The sequence below is a fragment of the Lentzea xinjiangensis genome (assembly GCF_900110955.1).
Lineage (GTDB): Bacteria > Actinomycetota > Actinomycetes > Mycobacteriales > Pseudonocardiaceae > Lentzea > Lentzea xinjiangensis.
Genome location: NZ_FOFR01000021.1, coordinates 21,311 through 41,433 on the forward strand (window position 1 = coordinate 21,311; position 20,123 = coordinate 41,433).

The window sequence follows — 20,123 nt, forward strand, 5'->3', positions numbered from 1 at the left end:
CGCCTGCTCAGCGACGGTCGAGCAGGGGCAGGGTGAGGCGGAAGCAGGCACCTCCGCCCAGGCTGGTGTCCAGCTCGACGTCACCGTCGTGGGCGCGGGCGAGCGCACGGGCGATCGCCAGGCCGAGCCCGGCGTTGGCCCCACCCGCGCGGGTGCGCGAGTGGTCGGCGCGGTAGAAGCGGTCGAAGACGCGGGCCGCCTGGTGGGCGGGCAGGCCAGGCCCACGGTCGGCCACTTCGAGCACGGCGCGGCCGTTCACCGTGCCGACGCCGATGCGGACCGCGGTGCCCGGTGGGGTGTAGGTGGCCGCGTTGCCGATCAGGTTCGTGACGACCTGGCGCAGGCGGTCCTCGTCGGCGTGGACGGGGGCGGGGCCGGGCGGCCCGGCGCCGGCGGGACCGGTGAGCTCGACCGGGCGGGACGGGTCCAGGCCGCGCAGGTCGTGGCGCGCGTCGTTGGCGAGGGTGCGCAGGTCCATCGGGGCGGGGTCGAGCTGGGCCTGCGGCGCCTCGTCCAGCCGGGCGAGCAGGAGCAGGTCCTCGGTGAGGCTGGTGAGCCGGGTGGCCTCGCGGTCGATGCGGAGCATCGCCTCGTCCACGTCGGCGCGCTCGGGCATCGCGCCCATCCGGTACAGCTCGGTCGAGCCCTTGATGCCGAACAACGGCGTGCGCAGCTCGTGGCTGACGTCCGAGAGGAACGTGCGCATGCGCGCCTCGGACGCGGCCCGGTCGGCGAAGGCCTGTTCGAGCTGGCCGAGCATGGTGTTGAGCGAGGCCGCGAGGTGCCCGACCTCCGTGGTGGGCGCGGCGAGGACGGGCACGCGCCGCGTGAGGTCGCCGTCGGCGATGGCGGCGGCGGTCTGCTCGATCCGGCGCAGTGGCCGCAGGCCCCGCCCGAGGGCGAACCAGCCGACCGCCGTCAGCAGCAGGAGCAGCACGGCCCCGCTGACCAGGCTCGTCGTCCGCAGCCGGGCGGTGGTGGCGTCGGCTTCCGCCAGTGACGCGGCCACGACGACCGTCCCGTCCCAGCCGGTGGTCGGCCGCGCGGTCGCGCGCCAGCGCCCGGACCCGTCCGCGGCGGGCAGGTCGACGGGCGCGCCACCGGTGGGCACGGTGCGCAGCTCGCCGGGTCCCGGCAGGGACGCGCCGTCGAGCCGGCTGGAGTGCAGGCCGCCCACCACCGCGCCGTCGGCGCCCACGTACACGAGGTAGGGCGCGCCGATCAGGCCGAGGGCGGGGTCGAGGAGGTCCGGTCGGGCCTCGGTGCCGACAGCGCCGACGGTGCCGAGCGGCCCGGTGGCGGGCACGCGGGCGAGGATCTCGCCGAGCGAGCGGAGCTGGGCGTCGATCCGGTCCAGCTGGTAGCGCTCGAGCTGGTCGGACACGACCGCGCCGACCAGTCCCAGCCCGGCGAGGAGCAGGCTCGCGGTGAGCAGCAGCAGCCTGGTCCGCAGGGACAGCCCGCCCAGCACGCGCCTCACCCGGCGGGCTCCCGCATCACGTACCCGACGCCGTGCACGGTGTGGATCAGCCTCGGGTCCTCGACGTCGACCTTGCGCCGCAGGTAGGAGATGTAGGTGTCCACGATGCCGGCGTCGCCGCCGAAGTCGTAGCGCCACACCCGGTCGAGGATCTGCGCCTTGGACACCACGCGCCCGGCGTTCTCCATCAGGTAGCGCAGCAGCCGGAACTCGGTGGGTGAGACGCGGACGGGCAGCCCGTCCCTGGTCACCCGGTGGCCCTGGGGGTCGAGAGCGAGCGCCCCCACCGTCAGCAGGCCCTCCCGGTGGCCGGAGGTGCGGCGCAGGATCGCCCGGATCCGGGCGATCAGCTCCTCCAGGTCGAACGGCTTGGTCACGTAGTCGTCCGCGCCCAGCGACAGGCCGGTGACCTTGTCGGCCTTGCGGTCCCTGGCGGTGAGGAACAGGACGGGGACGGGCCCGCGACTGCCCTCCGCTCCCCGGTCGCGCAGCCGCCGGACCACCTCGAACCCGTCGACGTCGGGCAGCATCACGTCGAGCAGCACGAGGTCGGGTGGTTCCTCGGTGGCCGCGGCGACCGCCTCGGCGCCGGTCGCCGCGGACCTCACCTGGAACCCCGCGAAGCGCAGGGTCGCGGACAGCAGCTCGCGCACCGTGTCCTCGTCGTCCACCACCAGCAGCGTCGTCACCCGGCCCGGTTCTTCCACGCGGGCAACGATACGGACGCCAACCTGAGAGCCCCGTCGACGAGCAGGCTGCCCGCGAGGCCCGCCGCGGCGCCACCGACGCTGCCCAGCGCCACCACGGCCAACGGGTTCGCTCCCGCCCACGCGTCGAGCACCGGCAACGAGAACCCGAACGCGCCGACGCCGATCTGCACCGACACCTGCGACAGCCACGCCAGGGCGCCCAGCCCCACACCCGCCACCGCGCCCAGCACCGCGCCGTTGCGCAACGCGCGGCGCAACGGCGTCCCACCGCCGCGGCCACCGGCCAAGGCGGCGAGGATGCCCAGGACCAGCAGCACGGCGACCGCGACCCACGTCAGCGGCCCGCCCGGTGCGGGTGGCGCGGCACCACCGAGGGCGCAGGCGAGCACGCCGTCCGCCTGGACCGTCCACGGCACGCCCAGGCCGAGCGACAGCACGCCGAACACGAGCAGCGGCAGCAGGAGCAGGACACCGCCCGCCACCACCGGGCCGCCCAGCGCCCACGCGGCGAGCAGGCACGCGGCGGTGAGCCCGCCGATGACCCACAGCGCGCCGCGCAGGGCGACCTGGAACCACGAGATCAACCAGCACACGCCGACGACGGCGAGCACCCAGCCGATCGCTCCGGCCGCCACCGGCCCGACGGGCACCGAGAACCCGACGCTGAACGCGTCGAGGGACACGCCGCGTCGGAGTGGCCCTACCGCGGGCAGTCCGCAGACGCCGGACATCCCACCCGCCGCACCACCGGACGGCGACGGCGTCATCCCCTTGGCCGTCACCGTTCCCCGTGCCGCCATCGCGACCGCCACCGCACCGGCCGGGAAGGCCACCGCCGCCGCCGCGCCGCGGACGAGCAGCCCGTCCCGGTGGCGGAGCAGCAGCCAGCCCAGCACCACGGCGCCGACCAGCACGACCCCCGCCGGCACCACGTCGACGCCGCCCCGCACGGCGAGCGGCACCTCACCTGACGGGACCGCGCCGAACTCCGCGGAACCACCTACGGCCAGGGCGACCACACCCGCCGTCAGCCGGCCAGGATCGCCGAACCGGCCGGCGTCGAGCAGCAGCAGTGCCACCGCCGCCGTCGCGGCCATGGCGACCAGGGCAGCGGCCGCCGCCGCCACGCCCCGCCACACGTCTCGCCGCGTCGTCATCACAGGTCACGGCGCTGGAAGACGACGAACGCGGCGGCCAGCACGGCGGCGACACCGAGGCACATCCCGCCCAGGTTCAGCCAGGGGTGCGGGAAGTCGGGACTCGGCACCGTCTTGAACACCGCGGCGGCGCCCATCGTCGGCCAGAAGTCGAGCAGGCCCTCCAGCCACGCGGGGAGCAGACCGGCGAAGCCCGGCACGAGGAACACGATGCCCACCAGCGTGGTGAGCGCACCCGCCGTGGCGCGCAGGATCGTGCCGAGGCCGATCGCGAGCAGTGCGATCGCGGCGAGGTAGAGCCCGCCACCCATGACGGCGGAGATCACACCGGGGTCGCCGAGCCGTGCGTACGGCACGTCTTGGGCGGCGAGGAGCGTCTGACCGATGAGGAAGGTGGCGAACATCAGCGCCTGGCCTGCCACCACGGCGACGGCCGCGGCCACCACCACCTTGGCCGCGAGGAGCCGGTGCCTGCGGGGCGTGACCGCGAGCGACGTCCGCACCAGCCCGGTGGCGTACTCGGAGGTGACGACCAGCGTGCCGAGCACCCCGATGATCAGCTGGGCGACGAGGTACGTGGTCAGGCTGAGCTCGGTCGGGTCCCACGCCAGCCGTTCGGCGGCCGACGCGCTCGCGTACCTCTCACCGGCCCGACCCGTCGCGAGGACCGTGATGCCGAGCCCGACCGCGAACAGGCAGGCGAGCGTGTACCAGGTGGACCGCAGGCTGCGCAGCTTCACCCACTCCGCGTGCAGCGCGTGGCCGAACCGGACCCGGTGCGCCAGGCTGCTCATGCGGTCGCTCCCTGGTACTCGACGGTGTCCTTGGTCAGCTCCATGAAGGCGTCCTCCAGCGAGGGCCGTTGCGGGGTGAGCTCGCTGAGCACGGTGCCGTGGTAGGCGGCGAGCTTGCCGATCTCCTCGCTCGCCAGGCCGGAGACGACCAGCGACGCGTCGGGGCCCTCCTTCACGGTGGCGCCGGTCGCGGTCAGCCGGAGCGCGAACTCGGCGGCCTCCGGCGTGCGGACGAGCACCGTGCCCTCGCCCCGGTCGCGCAGGAACTCCCCCATGCCCGTGTCGGCGATGAGCTTGCCGCGGCCGATCACGACGAGGTGGTCGGCGGTCTGCGCCATCTCGTTCATGAGGTGGCTGGACACCAGCACCGCGCGGCCCTCGCGCGCCAGGGAGCGCATGAAGTCGCGGATCCAGCGGATGCCCTCGGGGTCGAGCCCGTTCACCGGCTCGTCGAAGATCAGCACCCACGGGTCACCGAGCAGTGCCGCCGCGATGCCCAGCCGCTGCCGCATACCGAGTGAGAACTCGCCGGCGCGCTTGTGCGCCACGCTCTCCAGCCCGGTCCTGGCGAGCACCTCGTCCACCCGGCGGCGGGGCAGGCCGTTGCCGGTGGCGAGCGCCAGCAGGTGGTCGCGGGCCTTCCGCGCGCCGTGCACGGCGCCCGCGTCGAGCAGCGCGCCCACCTCGGTCAACGGCACGGGCAGGTCCCGGTAGCGGCGCCCGCCGACCGCGACGGAGCCGCTGGTGGGCGCGGCCAGCCCGAGGATCACCTTCATGGTCGTGGACTTGCCCGCGCCGTTCGGCCCGAGGAACCCGGTCACCTGCCCGGGCTCGACGGTGAACGACAGGTCGTCCACCACGGTGTCGAGGCCGTACCGCTTGGTCAGCCCCCGTACTTCGATCATCGTCATGGGACCGAGCCTGGCGACCCGGTCCGACCGATCCCTGGGAGTTCCTGGGAGAACCCGGGGAGTCCCGCTGCCCGGTCGTGGTCGTGGTGGCGCATTCCCAGGGAACGCCCAGAACCGGGACCGGCGGCCCGCGGGTTGCGACGGGAATGCGACGTCACGTGGACGGATCCCGCACACGGGCTCGCCAGAGTCGTCGTCATGACCGAAGTCGGTTCGATCGCCACCTCCCGGCAGCCGAAGCAGCACCTCGCCGCCTTGGACGGCCTGCGGGGTGTGGCGATCCTCGGGGTGCTGCTGTTCCACACCGGCCGGCTGGTGCCCGGCGGGTTCCTGGGGGTGGACCTGTTCTTCGCCCTGTCCGGGTACCTGATCACCGACCTGCTGCTGCGGGAGGCCGACCGGACCGGCACCGTGTCGCTGACAGCGTTCTGGGGCAGGCGGGTCCGCAGGTTGCTGCCCGCCCTCTCGGTGGTGCTGGTGGTCGTCACGGTCGTCGTGTGGGTGGTGGCACCGGACGACGTGGTGCGGACGACGCTCGCGGACGGTCCGTGGGTGCAGCTCAACCTGGTCAACTGGCACCTGCTCGCGGAGTCGGCGAGCTACTGGGACCGGTTCGCCGCGGACCGCGTGTTCGAACACCTCTGGAGCATCGCGGTCGAGGAGCAGTTCTACGTGGTGTGGCCGCTGCTCGTGCTGGCCGTCGCGCGGCGGGGACGCCGAGTCCACCGGCAGGTCGCGCTGACAGCGGCGCTGGTCTGCGCCGGTTCGCTCGCACTGATGATCGTGGTGCTGGACCCTGCCGATCCCACCAGGGTCTACACCGGCACCGACACCAGGGCGTTCTCGTTGCTGCTGGGCGCCGCGGCCGCCACCCGGCCGGTGCGGGACGTGCTGGCCCGCGCGACCGGCCGGTGGGCCGGAGCCCTCATGGTGCTGCTGGTGGCCGGGATCGGCACGACGTGGTTGCTCGCCGACGGCGTGAACTCGGTGTGGCTGTTCACCGGTGGGCTCTTCGCCCACTCGCTGTGCTCCGCGCTGCTGATCGCGCTGTGCGCGCGGAACCGGCACGCCCCGGTTGCCAGAACCCTGTCCTGGCAACCGTTGCGGTGGCTCGGGCAGATCTCCTACAGCCTGTACCTGTGGCACTGGCCCGTTTTCGTCCTGTTCGACCCGGAAGCGGGCTGGGGCCGCACCGCGCTGGCGTGTGCGGTGTCGATCGGTGTCGCCGCGCTGTCGAAGTACTTCGTGGAGGACCCGATCCGGTTCCGCGCCACGTGGGCGAGGGGGCGCACGGGTGTGCTCGCCTCCGGCGCGGTCATGGTGCTCCTCGCGCTGTTGTGGCTGCTGCCGGCACCCTCCCCGGCGACGATCGACCTCACGACCCTGGACTGATCACCCGGTCACCGGATCAACGGGCAGGTCCGCACCACGTCCGACACCGGGGTCGGCTGGACGAAGCGGACCTGCGCCTTCATGGTTCTCGCACCGCCGCTCTGCACGTGAACGCCCAGCGCCGTGCACACGATCTGGTCGATGCCCCGCGGCGTGACGTCCCCGGCGGTGAGCGGAACCGCCAGCTCGACGACCTCCGGGGTGGTCGTCACCACGACCCGGGTCACCGAGCTGGGCGCGATCTCCGTGCGCAGCCCCGAATGCCCCGCCCCGGTGAGCAGCAGGCCCACCGCCTCGGCGATCGTGCCGAGGCGGCCAGTCTCGCGCAACTGGGGCCGCAACTCGCCCCACTCGTCCAGGAAGTACAGCGTCACCCCCGGTGCCACGCCGGTGGGTGCCTCGCTGCTGTCCTCCACCGCGGACGGCTCGATCCCGCACGCCGCGAGCAGCAGCAACGCCAACGACCACGTCCGCTTCACCTGTCCCCCGACTCCCGTGGCAGCCGCAGCACGAACCGCGCACCACGAGCGCCGGTCCGGTTGCCCGCCTCGACGTCGCCGCCGTGGAGGCGGGCGTTCTCCAGGGCGAGCGCGAGCCCGAGCCCGCTGTCCGGGGTCCTGGTGCGGGCGGCGTCGGCTTTGTAGAAGCGGTCGAAGACGTGCGGCAGCACGTGTTCGGGCAGGCCAGGTCCGCTGTCGGTGACCTCGACCAGCACCTCGCCGCCGGACGCCGCGACGACCACGCGGACCGGCGGTTCGCCGTGCCGCAACGCGTTGCCGACCAGGTTGGCCACGACGACGTCCACCCTGCGGCGGTCCAGCCGCGCGGGAACCGCACCCGGAGCCACCAGCTCCACGCGGTGCGACCAGCCCCTCGCCCGCAGGCAGTCCCGCACGGCGCCGGCCACGTCCAAGTCCTCGACGCGCAACCGGGCGGTGCCCGCGTCGAACCGCGACACCTCCATCAGCTCCTCGACCAGGGTGACCAGCCGCCTGGTCTCGGTGATGGCGAGCTGCGCGGACTCCCTCGCGTCCGGCTCCATCCCGTCCGCCGACATCGACAGCACCTCGACCACCGCCGTCAGCGTGCTCAACGGCGTCCGCAGCTCGTGGGAGACGTCGGCGGCGAACCTGCGCGCGTCCGCCTGCATCCGCCGCAGAGCCGCCATCGACTCCTGCAGCGACCCGGCCATCTCGTTGACGGTCGCGGTCAGGTCCGCCAGCTCGTCCGCGCCACGCGGGTTCGACCGCGCACCGAGGTCACCGGCGGCCAGGCGGCGGGCGGTGTCGCGGAGATCCCGCACGGGCCGCAGCACGCTGCCCGCGGCCAGCAGGGCCAGCAGCACGGCCAGTGGCAGCGTCAGCGCCGCGGTGACGACGGCGGACCTCGCCATGCCGGCGATCTCCCGCTCCACACCGGCGAGGTCCCGTGCGGCGTACACCTCGATGCCGGACGGCGTCCGCGCACCGTCCGGCGCGGTGATCATGACCGGTGTGCCGATCAGCAGCCACGGTTCGCCGCCGCCGGTCGTCCGCTGCGTGACCATCCGGTTCCCGGTGCGCACGGCGGTGCGCAGCGAGTCGGGAACCAGATCCGCCGCGACGCCATCGGCCGAGCGCAGGCTCCCGTACGTCACCAGCGTGTTCGCGCCGGCCGCCGACCGCAGCCGCTCGAGCGCACCCTGGTCCGGCGGGTAGGCCAGGCCGGGGGTGACCGCGCCGATCTGCCCCGTGAGGGCCTCGGTGAGCCTCTGCTCGGAAGACGCCACCAGCGCGGCGCCGGCGGTCCCCGCACCCGACCACGCGGCCACCACCGCGCCGAGCACCGTCACCACCACGAACGCGACGAGCAACCGCGACCGCAGCCCGCGTGGCCACAGCGGTCCGCTCATACGGGCCCGAACCGGTAGCCGAAGCCGCGCACCGTCTGCACGAACTCCGGGGCGGCCGGACTGGTCTCGATCTTCGCGCGCAGCCGCTGCACGCAGTTGTCGACGAGCCGGGAGTCACCGAGGTAGTCGTGCTCCCACACCGCCTGCAGCAACTGCCGGCGGGTGAACACGCGGCCAGGAGCGGCGGACAGCGTCAGCAGCAGCCGCATCTCGGTCGGCGTCAGCGCCACCGGTTCGCCGCGCAGGGTCACCGTCAACGCCGTGGTGTCCACGTGCAGGTCGCGGTGGACGCGCACACCGCCGGGAACACCGGCCGTCCGGCGCAGCACCGCGCGGATGCGCGCGTCGAGCACGGTCGGCTGCACCGGCTTGACCACGTAGTCGTCGGCGCCGGCCGCCAGACCGCCCACGACGTCGAAGTCGTCACCCCGCGCGGTCAGCATGATGACCGGCACCTCGCTGCCGGTGCGGATGCGGCGGCACACCTCGAAGCCGTCGATGCCCGGCAGCATCAGGTCGAGCACCACCAGGTCCGGAGTGGACGATCGGAACTCGCGCAGCCCGTCCTCGCCGGTGTCGGCGGTGCGCAGGTCGTGACCGTGCCTGCTCAAAGCCAGCTCGAGACCGCGCCGGACCAAGGGGTCGTCCTCGATGAGCAGAATCGCCGCCACGGGTCGAGTATGGACACCGCTCCCCCGGTCCGCCGGTGACCGCGGTTCCCTGCGACACAACCGCGACAAAGCGGCGCGGTCACCGGGACACGCCACCGGCACCGTCGGACCCATGACCACGACACCACGCTTCGCAGCCGGGCTGATCGGGCTGCTCCTGCTCACCACGGCGTGCTCCGGCCAGCCGACGACGAGCGGCACGAGCGGCACGAGCGGTGCGACCGGCGCACCGGGGCTCGCGAAGGTGCTGTTCGCCGGCGATTCCGTCGCCGTGGGCGAGGCGCTGCCCTTGGCCGCCGCGTTCGAGGCGAGCGGCGTCGAGTTCCAGTCGATCGCGGCGGAGGGCGGCGGCAACGTCGTCGGGCCGTTCGCGGACAAGAACTGGGAGAAGCTGCCCGGGCAGATCAGCGCCGCCAAGGCCACCCTGGTGATCTACCAGCTCACCACGTACGACTGGGGCAGCGCGCAGGAGCAGCGGGCGGCCTACGAAAGGCTCGTGAAGACGGTGACCGGGACCGGCGCCGGGCTGGTGTTCGTCACCGCGCCCCCGATCAGGCCCGACGAGTTCTACCAGCCGCACCTCGCCGAGCTGGCCGGCGCGCCCGGCGCCGCGCGGGCAGCCGCGGAGGCGTTCCCCGGCCAGGCCGTCGTGCTCGACGCCACCGGGGTGTGGGGCACCACCTACCAGCAGACCAGGGACGGCAAGGCCGACCGCAGCGCCGACGGCATCCACACCTGCCCGCAGGGTGCCGCCCGCTTCACCAAGTGGCTGCTCAGCGAACTGGCCGAGCGGCACCCCGGTTTCACCCCCGCCGACCCGCGGGACTGGGCCAACACCGGCTGGGCGGCCGACGACCACTTCAAGGGCTGCTGACCTCCCGGCCGGGCGGTTCCGGTCCGGCGACGAGTGCACGCCGCGGCCCGGCCGGTGCCGGGCCCCGTTGTCCGGTCGCTAGGGCACCGACAGGATCCTCATGTTCCACCACAGGTCGAGCTTGTCCAGGGTGTTGATGTCACCCGGTGTCTTCAGCGCGCCGATGGTGAGAGCGCCGGTGTCGACCCACCAGACCTCGGCGCTGCCGTTGTCGAGGAAGCACGTGACGAACTCGCCGGGCCGCGCGCCGGCGGTGGAGCGGTAGTAGAGCGCGTAGTGGATGGGGTCGGACTTGGGCCGGCACCCCCCGCGCTCGTCGATCCGCGGGATGCCCCGGCTGGTCACGAGCGTCTGGAAGTAGGCGTCCTGGGTGGCGCGGTCGCCGAACAACCGGAACTCGGCCACCGTCGGCGGGGGGAACCTGGGGTCGTTGGGGGCGTTCGCGTTGGCGCAGCGGACGGTGGCGACCGCGCCGTTGTCCGAGGCGGCGGGCAGGCACGAGTTGGAGGTCCGGTAGGCGGTCGGCAGGGCGGCCAGCAGCGCGTCGACCTGCGGTGACTTGGTCGTCGCTGTGGTCTTGGCCGCGGTCGTGGTGCTGCGGCTCGTGGGGCCGGCCGTGCTCGTCGTGGTGCTGGTCGGCGTGACGCTCGACGTGCCCCGGCCGAACGACCTGTCGCCGTTCGTGACGATCAGCACCGTCACGACGATCCCCACCACGACCGCGAGGACGCCGCCGACGAGGGCGGCCCGTGACGCGGCGCCGGACCGGGTGGGCGGGTGCGCCTGCGGGTGCACGGGCTGGCTGGGCCGGGCGGGAGCGGGACCGGTCGGGACGCGCGGGAAGGCGGGCGGGGTCGGTGGGCCGTACTGGGCCCCGGGAGCCATCGGCGCGGGGAGTTGCGGCCGCCCCTGTGGTCCAGAGGCGGTGAGCCGCGGCATGCCACCGGGAGGGCTCGCCAGCGGGGACGGACCGGGCGGGAGCGGCCCGCCCGGCGGGATCGCGCGGGCGGGTGCGGTCAGGGCCCGGGCCGCCGCCCGTGCGAACGCGCCCGCGGTGGCGTAGCGGTCGGCGGGGTTCTTCGCCATGCCCTTCGCGATGACGTCGTCCAGCGCCACCGGGACCGCGGGGTTCAGCGGGGACGCCTTGGGCGGCGCCTCGTTCAGGTGCGCCCAGATCTGGGCGGCGGTGCCGTCCGCGGTGAACGGGCGCCGGCCCGACAGGCACGCGAACAGCACGCAGGCCAGGGCGTACACGTCCGCGCGGCCGTCCACCGGCCCGCTCTCGAAGCGCTCGGGCGCCATGTAGTCGAGCGTGCCGACCACCGAGCCGGACGCCGTCAGGCCCGTCACGGACGGCGAGACGCTGCGGGCGATGCCGAAGTCCACCAGGTACACGAAGTCGCCGGAGGTCATGAGGATGTTCGACGGCTTCACGTCGCGGTGCACGAGCCCGTCGGCGTGCGCGGCGTCCAGGGCGCTCGCCACCTGCTCGACGATGCGCACGGCCCGCGCCGGCTCGATGGTGGCCTCCCCGATGACGTCCGACAGGTCGGAGCCCTCCACGAGCCGCATGTCCAGGTAGAGCCGGCCGTCGATCTCGCCGTAGGCGTGGATGGGGATGACGTGCGGCTCGCGCAGCCGTGCGACGATCCGCGCCTCCCGGCTGAAGCGGGCGCGGTACTCCTCGTCGTCGTGGTAGCCGGGCGACAGCCTCTTGAGCGCCACGAACCGGTCGTGCGCCGTGTCGTAGGCCCGGTGCACCTCGCCCATCCCACCGCGGCCGAGCAACTGCTCGATCCGGTACGGCCCGAACGTCTCTTCCGTCATCGTCCTCGTGTCCCGAGCGCCTTGTCCGTCCGAGTCGACGCGCGCCGACCGCCGCGGGTTCCCCCGGCTGTCCCCCGCCGGTGGCAGCAGCCTACAAATCCGCAGATCGGCAGGTTCGCGGAGGACGCGGTGCCGCACCCAGGTGACAGGGCCCGGCGGTGGTTGAGGAACGACGGTCAGGTTCCCGCCTCGGGGCGGCCGGTCACTCCCCTGCCGCGCGTGACGGCGGCGTCATCGCGAGCCACTCCAGCTCGGCGGCGAGCACACCGAGCTGGAACCGCGACTGCACGCCGAGCATCGACTGCAGGCGCGCGATCCGCCGGTGCAGGGTGCGCAGGCTGACGTCCAGCTCACGGGCGATGGCGCGGTCGGTGGCGCCGGTGCGCATGAGCCGCAGCAGGTGCTGGGTGGCCTCCGTGGGCTCCCGGCTCGCGGCGGCGGGGTGATCAGCTTCGTCGCCGAGGCGATCACCTCGGGGATGCGGCACCACGACGGCGGTCAGGTCTCCCGCACGCCGACCGGCACGTGACGTGACAGGGGCGCTCATCGGCTTCCCCTACGAGGGCGCGTCCACCCAGCGGGGTGTACGACCACCGCCGGTGTAACTCGGGTCACAGACATGAGGCGACGGTAGGCAGGACTATTGGCGACTGTCAATCAAAAGTCGGCGCTTCGTCGTCAAATTGAGTCCGTCTTCAGATCGATCATCGCCATTACCTCCCCGCTCAGGTGGGGAGGACACCGCGTGACGATCAGGGCGTCGGTGGTCGACGAGCAGGCCATGATCCGCGGAGTGAGGCGCCGCAGCGCCGCGTCGTCGGGCTTGCCCGGCGCACGGCCACCCCCGCGGTTCTGGTGCTGCTCACCCAGTGGCGGTTCGGCCTCGCCGCGGCACTGGTGGCGCTGTGCGCCGGGTGGGTGTTCGCGCCGGTGCCGGGCGGCGAGGGGCAAGAACGGCTGTGGACACCGCCGGAGTCGTTGGCGGGCAACGCTTACGTGTTCGTCGCGCTGGCGGTGCCGGGGCTGCCGGGAGTTCGGCTGGTCCGTGCCAGGCAGCCGGCGCCACGGTGATCCGGCGCCACGGTGATCCGTTGCCACCCGCCCCCGCGGCAATCCGACCTCGCAGCGATCCGCACCTGCACCCACCCCTGTGAGCCCGCGCCGCGGCAGCCCGTCCTCGCCACCAGCCCGGACTCAGGGCCCGGTCATCGGGTGGCGTGAGAGGACAGCCGCACCTCGGCGGCGGAGCCCGCGGACCCGGCGGCGGCGACCTCACCGAGCCGCGCGTCCAGCACCTCCGGCGACAGCACGTGCCGCACCACCATCGCCGCCGCGCCCAGCGCCCCCGCCGTCACGCCGGCGCTCGACGCGACGATCCGCAGGTTCTCCGTGGCCAGCGGCAGCGAGCGCCGGTAGATGGACTCGCGCACGCCCGCCAGCAGCATCTCGCCCGCCTCCGCCAGCAGCCCGCCGATGACCACGAGCGAGGGGTTGAACATGCTCACGCACCCGGCGAGCACCTCACCGATGTCCCTGCCGGCCTGCCGCACGACCCGACCGGCCTCCAGGTTGCCCGCGCGGACCAGGTTCACCACGTCGGCCGTCGAGTGCGCGGGATGGCCGAGCTCACGCAGCTTCGCGGCCAGCGCGGGACCGGCGGCGACCGCTTCCAGGCACTCGGTGTTGCCGCACCGGCACAGCACCTCGGCGCCGTGCGGCACCCTGATGTGCCCGAGGTCGCCCGCCGCGCCCGCCGCGCCGCGGTGCAGCACGCCGTTGCTGATCAGGCCGGCGCCGATGCCGGTCGCCGCCTTGACCACGATCATGTGCCGCACGTCCGGGTGCGAGGCGGTGTGCTCGCCCAGCGCCATCAGATTGACCTCGTTGTCGACGAGCACCGGCACGCCGAACTCCGCCGTGATCGCCGCGGGCACGTCGAACCCGTCCCAGCCCGGCATGATCGGCGGGTTGTTCGGCCGGCCGGTGGAGTGCTCGACCGGCCCCGGCAGCCCGATGCCCACGCCGGCGATCTCCGCCGCGTCCACCCGCGACAGCATCGAACGCCAGGTGGTGACCAGCAGCGGCAGGATCGCCCGCGGCCCGTCCGCGACGTCGAGGTCCACCTGGTCGACGGCGAGCAACCGGCACGCCAGGTCCGACACGGCGACCGTGGCGTGGGTGGCGCCGACCTCGGCGGCCAGCACGAGCTGGGCGGTGGGGTTGAACCCGAACCGGCCGGCGGGACGCCCGCCGGTCGACTCCCCCGTGCCGCTGTCGCTCACCAGCCCCGCGGCCACGAGCAGGTCCAGCCTGGCGCGCACCGTGGAGCGGGCGAGACCGGTCGCGGCCACGATCTCCGCTCGGGTGCGCGGGCTGCCGTCCATCAGCATGCGCAGCACTGCGGCCGGCGATCCCGCCTCGACACCCAAGGTGCTCTCCATCGAACAATTGTCACATCGGAACCACGAGGCGGAGCGCGGCCGGGTCAGCCGCCCGAGCTGAAAGCGGCGTCGAACGAGGCCGATGGCGGGTCGAAGGCGTTGCGGCGGATGAACTCGAGCGCCTCGGGCGCGCCGACGAGCCGGTCCATCCCCGCGTCCTCCCACTCGACGCTGATCGGCCCGGTGTAGCCGATGGTGTTGAGCATCCGGAACGACTGCTCCCACGGCACGTCGCCGCGCCCGGTGGAGACGAAGTCCCAGCCGCGCCGCGGGTCCGCCCACGGCAGGTGCGAGCCCATCCGGCCGTTGCGCCCGTTGCCGACCTGACGGCGGGCGTCCTTGCAGTCGACGTGGTAGATCCGGTCGCGGAAGTCCCACAGGAACCCGACCGGGTCGAGGTCCTGCCAGACGAAGTGCGACGGGTCCCAGTTCAGGCCGAACGCCGGCCGGTGCCCGATGGCCTCCAGCGCGTGCACGGTGGTCCAGTAGTCGTAGGCGATCTCCGACGGGTGCACCTCGTGCGCGAACCGGACGCCGACCTCGTCGAACACGTCGAGGATCGGGTTCCAGCGGTCGGCGAAGTCCCGGTAGCCGGCGTCGATCATCGACTGGGGCGCCGGCGGGAACATCGCGACGGTCTTCCAGATCGACGAGCCGGTGAAGCCCACGACGGTGTCGACGCCGAGCTTCGCCGCGGCCCGCGCGGTCATCTTCATCTCCTCGGCGGCCCGCTGCCGCACGCCCTCGGGATCGCCGTCGCCCCAGTTGCGGGCGGACAGGATGCCCCGGTGGCGCTCGTCGATCGGGTCGTCGCAGACGGCCTGGCCGGTGAGGTGGTTGGAGATCGCCCACACCTCCAGGCCGTGCTCGGCGAGGACCGCGAGCCGGTCCGCGACGTAGTCGTCGTCCTCCGCGGCCCGCCACGGGTCGAGGTGGTCGCCCCAGCAGGCGATCTCCAGGCCGTCGTAGCCCCAGCCGGAGGCGAGCCGGCAGACCTCCTCGAACGGCAGGTCGGCCCACTGGCCGGTGAACAACGTGATCGGACGTGCCATCTCCGATTCCCTCCTCAGACCTGGTGCCACGTGCCGGACTCCGCGCTCGCCTCGACGGCCGCGAGGACGCGCTGCACCCGCAGTCCCTCGGCGAACGTCGGCGCCGGGTCCGTGCCCTCGGCGATCGCCCGCACCAGGTCGACGACCTGGTGCGTGAACGCGTGCTCGTAGCCGAGCCCGTGCCCGGCCGGCCACCAGGCGGCCACGTACGGGTGCTCGGGTTCGGTGACCACGATCCGCCGGAACCCCGCGGTGGACGAGTCCTCGGTGCCGTCGAAGAACTGCAGCACGTTCATGTCCTCGAAGTCGAACGCGAGGCTGCCCTTCGCGCCGTTGACCTCGATGCGCAGCGCGTTCTTGCGGCCGTTGGCGAAGCGCGTGGCCTCGAACGAGCCGAGCGCGCCGCTCGCGAACCGCGCCAGGAACAGCGCGGCGTCGTCCACGGTGACCGGCCCGGTCTCGTCGGAGGCCGTGCCGGACAGCCCCGAGTGGCTCGTCGCCAGCGGACGCTCCGGCACGAACGTGACCAGTGTGCCCATCACCTCGGTGATCGTGTCGCCGAGGATGAACTGGGTGGCGTCGACGATGTGGGCGCCGATGTCGCCCAGCGCGCCCGAGCCCGCCTTGTCCTTGTCGAGCCGCCAGGACAGCGGCGCGGCGGGGTCCACGATCCAGTCCTGGAGGTACTGGGCGCGGACGTGGTGGATCCGCCCGAGCCTGCCCTGCGCGACCAGGTCGCGGGCCAGGCCCAGCGCGGGCACCCGCCGGTAGGTGAAGCCCACCATCGCGCGCACACCGCGCTGTGCGGCGCGTTCGGCGGCTTCGGCCATGGCGACCGCTTCGCCGACGGTGTTCGCCATCGGCTTCTCGCACAGCACGTGCTTGCCCGCGGCCAGGGCGGCGATCGCGATCTCGGCGTGCGTGTCACCCGGCGTGCAGATGTCCACCACGTGCACGTCGTCGCGGTCGAGCACGGACTTCCAGTCGGTCACGGCCTCCGTCCAGCCGAGGCGGTCGGCGGCCGCCTGGGCCCGGTCGGAGTCGCGACCGGCCAGCACGGACATCACCGGCCGCAGCGGCAGGTCGAAGAAGTGCGGCGCGACCCGCCACGCCTGGGAGTGCGCGGCTCCCATGAAGGCGTGGCCGATCATGGCGATGCCGAGTGGCGGCGTCGCCCCGGAAGTCGGAGATGTCGTCACGGCGTGCGGTCCTCTCGGTTTCTCAGGACTCGAAGGCGGTCGGCAGGTAGCGGTCGACGTTGTCCTTCGTCACGACCGGGGCGTAGAGCTGCACCTGGCGGGGGACCTCCACCTCGACGAGGTCGCCGAGCGCCTTGCCCTGCACGGCGAGCCGCGCGAGCCGGACGCCGTCGGCGCCCTGCGTGGACGGGTAGATGACGGTCGCCTTGTGCGGACCGTTGTCCGCCTTGATCTCCCGCATCACGTTGGCCGATCCCGCGCCGCCGACCATGAAGAACTCGCTGCGGCCGGAGTTCTTGACGGCGGCGGCGACACCGACGCCCTGGTCGTCGTCGTGGTTCCAGACGGCGTCGATGCGGGGTGCTGCCTGGAGCAGGTTCGCGGCGGCCCGCTCGCCGCTCTCCACGGTGAACTCGGCCGCGACGCGGTTGTTCACCTTCAGCCCGCAGCCCGCGAGCGCCTGGGCGAAGCCCTTGCTGCGGTCCTGGGTCAGCGGCAGCGAGTCGATGCCGGCGATCTCCGCGACCACGGCGCCCGCCTTGCCCTTCAGCCGCTCGCAGACGTAGGTGCCCGCGGACACGCCCATGCCGTAGTTGTCGCCCAGCACCGTGGACCGCGCGGCGAACGGGCTGTCGAACTGGCGGTCGACGTTGATCACGGTGATGCCGGCCTTCATGGCCTTGAGCGCGACCGGGGTGAGCGCCGCGCCGTCGAACGGCAGCAGCACGATCGCGTCCACCTTGTCGTTGATGAACGTCTCCACCTGGCTGATCTGGAGGTTGACGTCGTTGGTGCCCTCGACGACGCGCAGCTCCACATCGGAGTACTTGCCCGCCTCCGCCTTGGCGGCGTTGCTGATCGCCGCCATCCAGCCGTGGTCGGCGGCGGGTGCGGAGAAGCCGATGACGACCTTCTTGCCGGGCTCGTCGTTGGCGACCTTCACACCGTCCTGGGTGCCGCCGCCCTGGTTGTTCTCGGGGGTGTTGCCGGTGCACGCGGTGAGCGCGACACCGAGTGTCAGCGCGGTGACGAGCAGGGTGGTTCTCTTGTGTGGCATGGCTTCTTGTCTCCTCGGGTGGCAGCGGTCGTGAGGTGCGGCGTCAAGCGCCGCTGCGTCGGGCCAGCCGCTGCTGGAGGAGGACCGCGACCACGATGATCGCGCCCTTCGCGACGGCCTGGGCGGAGATGGAGAGGTTGTTGAGGGTGAAGACGTTCGACAGCGTGGTGAAGATCAGGACGCCGAAGACGGTGCCCGCGATCGTGCCGCGGCCGCCGGTCAGCAGCGTTCCGCCGATCACGACCGCGGCGATGGCGTCGAGCTCGTACAGCCCGCCGTGGGTCGCGCTGCCGGTCGTGGTGCGGGCGATGAGCATGACGGCGGCCAGCCCGCAGCACAGGCCCAGCAGGGTGTAGAGCCAGACGGTGTGCCGCCGCACGTCGATGCCCGCCAGCCGGGCCGCCTCCGGGTTGCCGCCGACGGCGAACGTGCGCCGGCCGAAGGTCGTCCGGTTGAGCAGCACCCACCCGACGGCCGCGACCACCGCGAAGATCACCACGAGCACCGGTACCCCCAGCACCGATGCGTCGAAGAACGCGGCGAAGCCCGGCACGTTCACGATCTGCGTCTTGCGGTTGGAGATGATCTCGGCGAGACCGCGGGCGGCGGCCAGGCTCGCCAGGGTCGCGATGAACGCCACGACCCGGCCGTAGGCGATGAGCACGCCGTTGACCAGTCCGCACGCCCCGCCCACGAGCAGTGCGGTGAAGACGATGACGATCCAGTGCGTGTCGTTGGCGATCCCCTGCGTGGCGAGGGTCGTCGCCCACACCGAGGCCAGCGCGACGATCGCGCCCACCGACAGGTCGATGCCGCCGCCGGTGATCACGAACGTCATGCCGACGCTCACGACGCCGATCACCGCCGCGAGCCGCAGGATGGTGAGCAGGTTGTCGACGTCGGCGAACCGGTCGCCCGCGGTGACCACACCGCCCACGCACAACAGGACCAGTGCGACCACGAGACCGGTGTTGCGTCCCGCCGGGGAGCCGAGCAGACCCGAGAGGCCGCTCCCGGAGTCCTTCGCGACCGGAGCTCTCTGCTGCTGCGCGGCCACGGCGGCCGTGTCCTCGCTCATGCGGCGTGTCCTTCCATGACCAGGTCGAGGACCCGGGACTCGTCGATCTCGTCGGCCGGACCGTCGTGGACGACCCGGCCCTCGCGCACCACCAGGACCCGGTCGGCCAGGCCCAGGACCTCCTCGACGTCACTGGACACGACGACCACGGCCACGCCGGAGTCCGCCAGCGCGCGGACGAGCTCGTAGATCTCGCTGCGCGCGCCCACGTCCACGCCGCGGGTCGGTTCGTCGAGCAGCAGCACCCGGCACTCCCGCAGCAGCCACCGCGCGAGCACGACCTTCTGCTGGTTGCCGCCGGACAGCCCGCGCACCACGCGCTCGACACCGGCGGGCCGGACGTCCAGCGACTCGGTGAGCCGCGCCGAGCGGGCACGTTCGGCGCGGTCGTCCAGGAACCCGAACCGGGCGAACGACGACAGCGACGAGACGGTGATGTTGCGGTACACGGCCTGGTCCAGCAGCAGTCCCTGGCTCTTGCGCTCCTCCGGGCACAACCCCATACCCGCGCGCACGGCCGCGCCGACGCTCCCCCGCCGCAACGGCCTGCCATCGACCGCGACGGTGCCCTCGGCCGCCTTCCGCGCGCCGTAGATGGTCTCCAGGATCTCCGAGCGGCCCGACCCGACCAGTCCCGCGAGCCCGACCACCTCGCCGGCGCGGACCGTGAGGTCCACCCCGCGGAAGCGGTCGCCGTCGGCCAGCCCGCGCACCACGAGCACCTCCGGCGCGGCCGGGTCGACCGGTTTGCGGTCGGGGAACACGTTGTCCAGCACGCGCCCGGTCATCAACGCGATCAGCTCCGAGGTCTTCACCTCGCGTGCGGGCAGTCCCGTCGCGACGGTGCGCCCGTCCTTGAGCACGGTCACCCGGTCACCGATCTCCCTGATCTCCGCCAGGCGGTGCGAGATGTAGACCACGGCGACACCCTGGGCGGTCAGCTCCCGGATGACACCGAACAGGACCCGCACCTCGTCCGGGTCGAGCACGGCCGACGGCTCGTCCATGATCAGCAGCTGCCCGTCCAGCGACAGCGCCCGCGCCATGCTGACGACCTGCTGGTGGGCCACGGACAACCGGCCGACGTCGCGATCGGGCGAGATGTCCGGGTGCCCGAGCCGGTCGAGCAGCGCACGCGTCCTGCGCCGCGCCTCCGCCCGCCGGCTGAAGCCCGCCGTGGACAGCTCGTGGCCGAGGAAGACGTTGTCGGCCACCGACAACCCCGCCACGAGGTCCAGCTCCTGGTAGATGGCGGCCACCCCGCTGCGCATCGCGGCGGTCGGGTTGCCGAACGACACGACCTCGCCCCGCCAGCGGATCTCGCCCTCGTCGGGCCGGTGCGCGCCGGACAGCACCTTGATCAGCGTCGACTTGCCGGCACCGTTCTGCCCCAGCAGGCAGTGCACCTCACCGGCGCGGACGTCGAAGTCCACGCCCTGCAGGGCCAGCACCCCGGGAAAGCGCTTCACCAGCCCGCTGACCGACAGCAGTGCCGCGGCCGGGGCCGTCATCGGGTCGCTCCCGTCCACGGCCGACCAAGCGCGCGAGAACGCGCAGAGCTCGTCATTGAGTCCTCCGGGCCTCCGGCA

Annotated in this window: 19 protein-coding genes; 3 read left to right on the plus strand and 16 right to left on the minus strand. The window is 73.2% G+C overall.

Going from position 1 to position 20,123, the window contains the following annotated elements; translation table 11 throughout:
* Nucleotides 1-7: 7 nt before the first annotated feature.
* Genes BMW88_RS32735 through BMW88_RS32755 form a run of 5 tightly spaced genes read right to left on the minus strand, consistent with a single transcriptional unit; the run spans nt 8 to nt 5,046 of the window.
* Entirely contained in the window at nt 8-1,480 is a 1,473-nt protein-coding gene (locus BMW88_RS32735; protein WP_245778212.1) for a sensor histidine kinase, read from the minus strand.
* Complete coding sequence (locus tag BMW88_RS32740) at nt 1,477-2,187, minus strand: response regulator transcription factor (RefSeq protein WP_177221531.1); 711 nt, start codon at nt 2,185-2,187, stop codon at nt 1,477-1,479. The genes BMW88_RS32735 and BMW88_RS32740 overlap by 4 nt, the downstream gene beginning before the upstream one ends.
* Nucleotides 2,166-3,347: a streptophobe family protein gene (locus BMW88_RS32745; RefSeq protein WP_089958488.1), complete on the minus strand. Its 1,182-nt coding sequence runs from the start codon at nt 3,345-3,347 to the stop codon at nt 2,166-2,168. Before BMW88_RS32745 ends, BMW88_RS32740 begins: the two co-directional genes overlap by 22 nt.
* Nucleotides 3,347-4,141, minus strand: a complete 795-nt coding sequence (locus BMW88_RS32750; protein WP_089958491.1) for an ABC transporter permease — start codon at nt 4,139-4,141, stop codon at nt 3,347-3,349. Before BMW88_RS32750 ends, BMW88_RS32745 begins: the two co-directional genes overlap by 1 nt.
* Complete coding sequence (locus BMW88_RS32755; protein WP_425434715.1) at nt 4,138-5,046, minus strand: ABC transporter ATP-binding protein; 909 nt, start codon at nt 5,044-5,046, stop codon at nt 4,138-4,140. Before BMW88_RS32755 ends, BMW88_RS32750 begins: the two co-directional genes overlap by 4 nt.
* A 204-nt stretch (nt 5,047-5,250) precedes the next feature.
* On the opposite strand from BMW88_RS32755, the gene BMW88_RS32760 reads away from it, so the two are divergent.
* Nucleotides 5,251-6,444, plus strand: a complete 1,194-nt coding sequence (locus tag BMW88_RS32760) for an acyltransferase family protein (protein ID WP_089958494.1) — start codon at nt 5,251-5,253, stop codon at nt 6,442-6,444.
* 8 nt (nt 6,445-6,452) lie between these two features.
* Here BMW88_RS32760 and BMW88_RS32765 read toward each other — a convergent pair whose 3' ends face one another.
* From BMW88_RS32765 to BMW88_RS32775, 3 genes are read right to left on the minus strand one after another with little or no spacing between them, the layout of a single operon-like run.
* The gene (locus tag BMW88_RS32765; protein WP_089958496.1) at nt 6,453-6,923 is read right to left on the minus strand and encodes a hypothetical protein; all 471 of its coding nucleotides are present in this window, start codon (nt 6,921-6,923) and stop codon (nt 6,453-6,455) included.
* Nucleotides 6,920-8,335: a sensor histidine kinase gene (locus BMW88_RS32770; protein ID WP_089958499.1), complete on the minus strand. Its 1,416-nt coding sequence runs from the start codon at nt 8,333-8,335 to the stop codon at nt 6,920-6,922. Before BMW88_RS32770 ends, BMW88_RS32765 begins: the two co-directional genes overlap by 4 nt.
* The gene (locus tag BMW88_RS32775; RefSeq protein ID WP_089958501.1) at nt 8,332-9,006 is read right to left on the minus strand and encodes a response regulator transcription factor; all 675 of its coding nucleotides are present in this window, start codon (nt 9,004-9,006) and stop codon (nt 8,332-8,334) included. Before BMW88_RS32775 ends, BMW88_RS32770 begins: the two co-directional genes overlap by 4 nt.
* Nucleotides 9,007-9,118: 112 nt before the next feature.
* Between BMW88_RS32775 and BMW88_RS32780 the strand changes: the two genes are divergently transcribed.
* Entirely contained in the window at nt 9,119-9,880 is a 762-nt protein-coding gene (locus BMW88_RS32780) for an SGNH/GDSL hydrolase family protein (protein WP_245778213.1), read from the plus strand.
* A 78-nt stretch (nt 9,881-9,958) separates the two neighbouring features.
* On the opposite strand, the gene BMW88_RS32785 is transcribed toward BMW88_RS32780, so the two are convergent.
* Nucleotides 9,959-11,707, minus strand: coding sequence for a serine/threonine-protein kinase (locus BMW88_RS32785; protein ID WP_089958503.1), 1,749 nt, complete (start codon nt 11,705-11,707; stop codon nt 9,959-9,961).
* Between the two features lie 202 nt (nt 11,708-11,909).
* Complete coding sequence (locus BMW88_RS41310; protein ID WP_143116381.1) at nt 11,910-12,254, minus strand: LuxR C-terminal-related transcriptional regulator; 345 nt, start codon at nt 12,252-12,254, stop codon at nt 11,910-11,912.
* 308 nt (nt 12,255-12,562) lie between these two features.
* Between BMW88_RS41310 and BMW88_RS32795 the strand changes: the two genes are divergently transcribed.
* Nucleotides 12,563-12,778 carry a hypothetical protein gene (locus BMW88_RS32795; protein WP_089958508.1) on the plus strand — a complete coding sequence of 72 codons (216 nt, stop codon included), beginning with the start codon at nt 12,563-12,565 and terminating at the stop codon, nt 12,776-12,778.
* Between the two features lie 134 nt (nt 12,779-12,912).
* On the opposite strand, the gene BMW88_RS32800 is transcribed toward BMW88_RS32795, so the two are convergent.
* From BMW88_RS32800 to BMW88_RS32825, 6 genes are all read right to left on the minus strand, one after another.
* The gene (locus tag BMW88_RS32800; protein WP_089958510.1) at nt 12,913-14,148 is read right to left on the minus strand and encodes an ROK family transcriptional regulator; all 1,236 of its coding nucleotides are present in this window, start codon (nt 14,146-14,148) and stop codon (nt 12,913-12,915) included.
* Between the two features lie 44 nt (nt 14,149-14,192).
* The gene (locus BMW88_RS32805; RefSeq protein ID WP_089958512.1) at nt 14,193-15,200 is read right to left on the minus strand and encodes a sugar phosphate isomerase/epimerase family protein; all 1,008 of its coding nucleotides are present in this window, start codon (nt 15,198-15,200) and stop codon (nt 14,193-14,195) included.
* 14 nt (nt 15,201-15,214) lie between these two features.
* A complete protein-coding gene (locus BMW88_RS32810; protein ID WP_089958514.1) occupies nt 15,215-16,351 on the minus strand; it encodes a Gfo/Idh/MocA family protein in 1,137 nt (378 codons plus the stop codon).
* A gap of 70 nt (nt 16,352-16,421) precedes the next feature.
* Complete coding sequence (locus tag BMW88_RS32815) at nt 16,422-17,456, minus strand: substrate-binding domain-containing protein (RefSeq protein WP_089958516.1); 1,035 nt, start codon at nt 17,454-17,456, stop codon at nt 16,422-16,424.
* A 43-nt stretch (nt 17,457-17,499) separates the two neighbouring features.
* Nucleotides 17,500-18,534, minus strand: coding sequence for an ABC transporter permease (locus tag BMW88_RS32820; RefSeq protein WP_089958519.1), 1,035 nt, complete (start codon nt 18,532-18,534; stop codon nt 17,500-17,502).
* A complete protein-coding gene (locus BMW88_RS32825) occupies nt 18,531-20,045 on the minus strand; it encodes a sugar ABC transporter ATP-binding protein (protein WP_089958734.1) in 1,515 nt (504 codons plus the stop codon). Before BMW88_RS32825 ends, BMW88_RS32820 begins: the two co-directional genes overlap by 4 nt.
* Nucleotides 20,046-20,123: the final 78 nt, after the last annotated feature.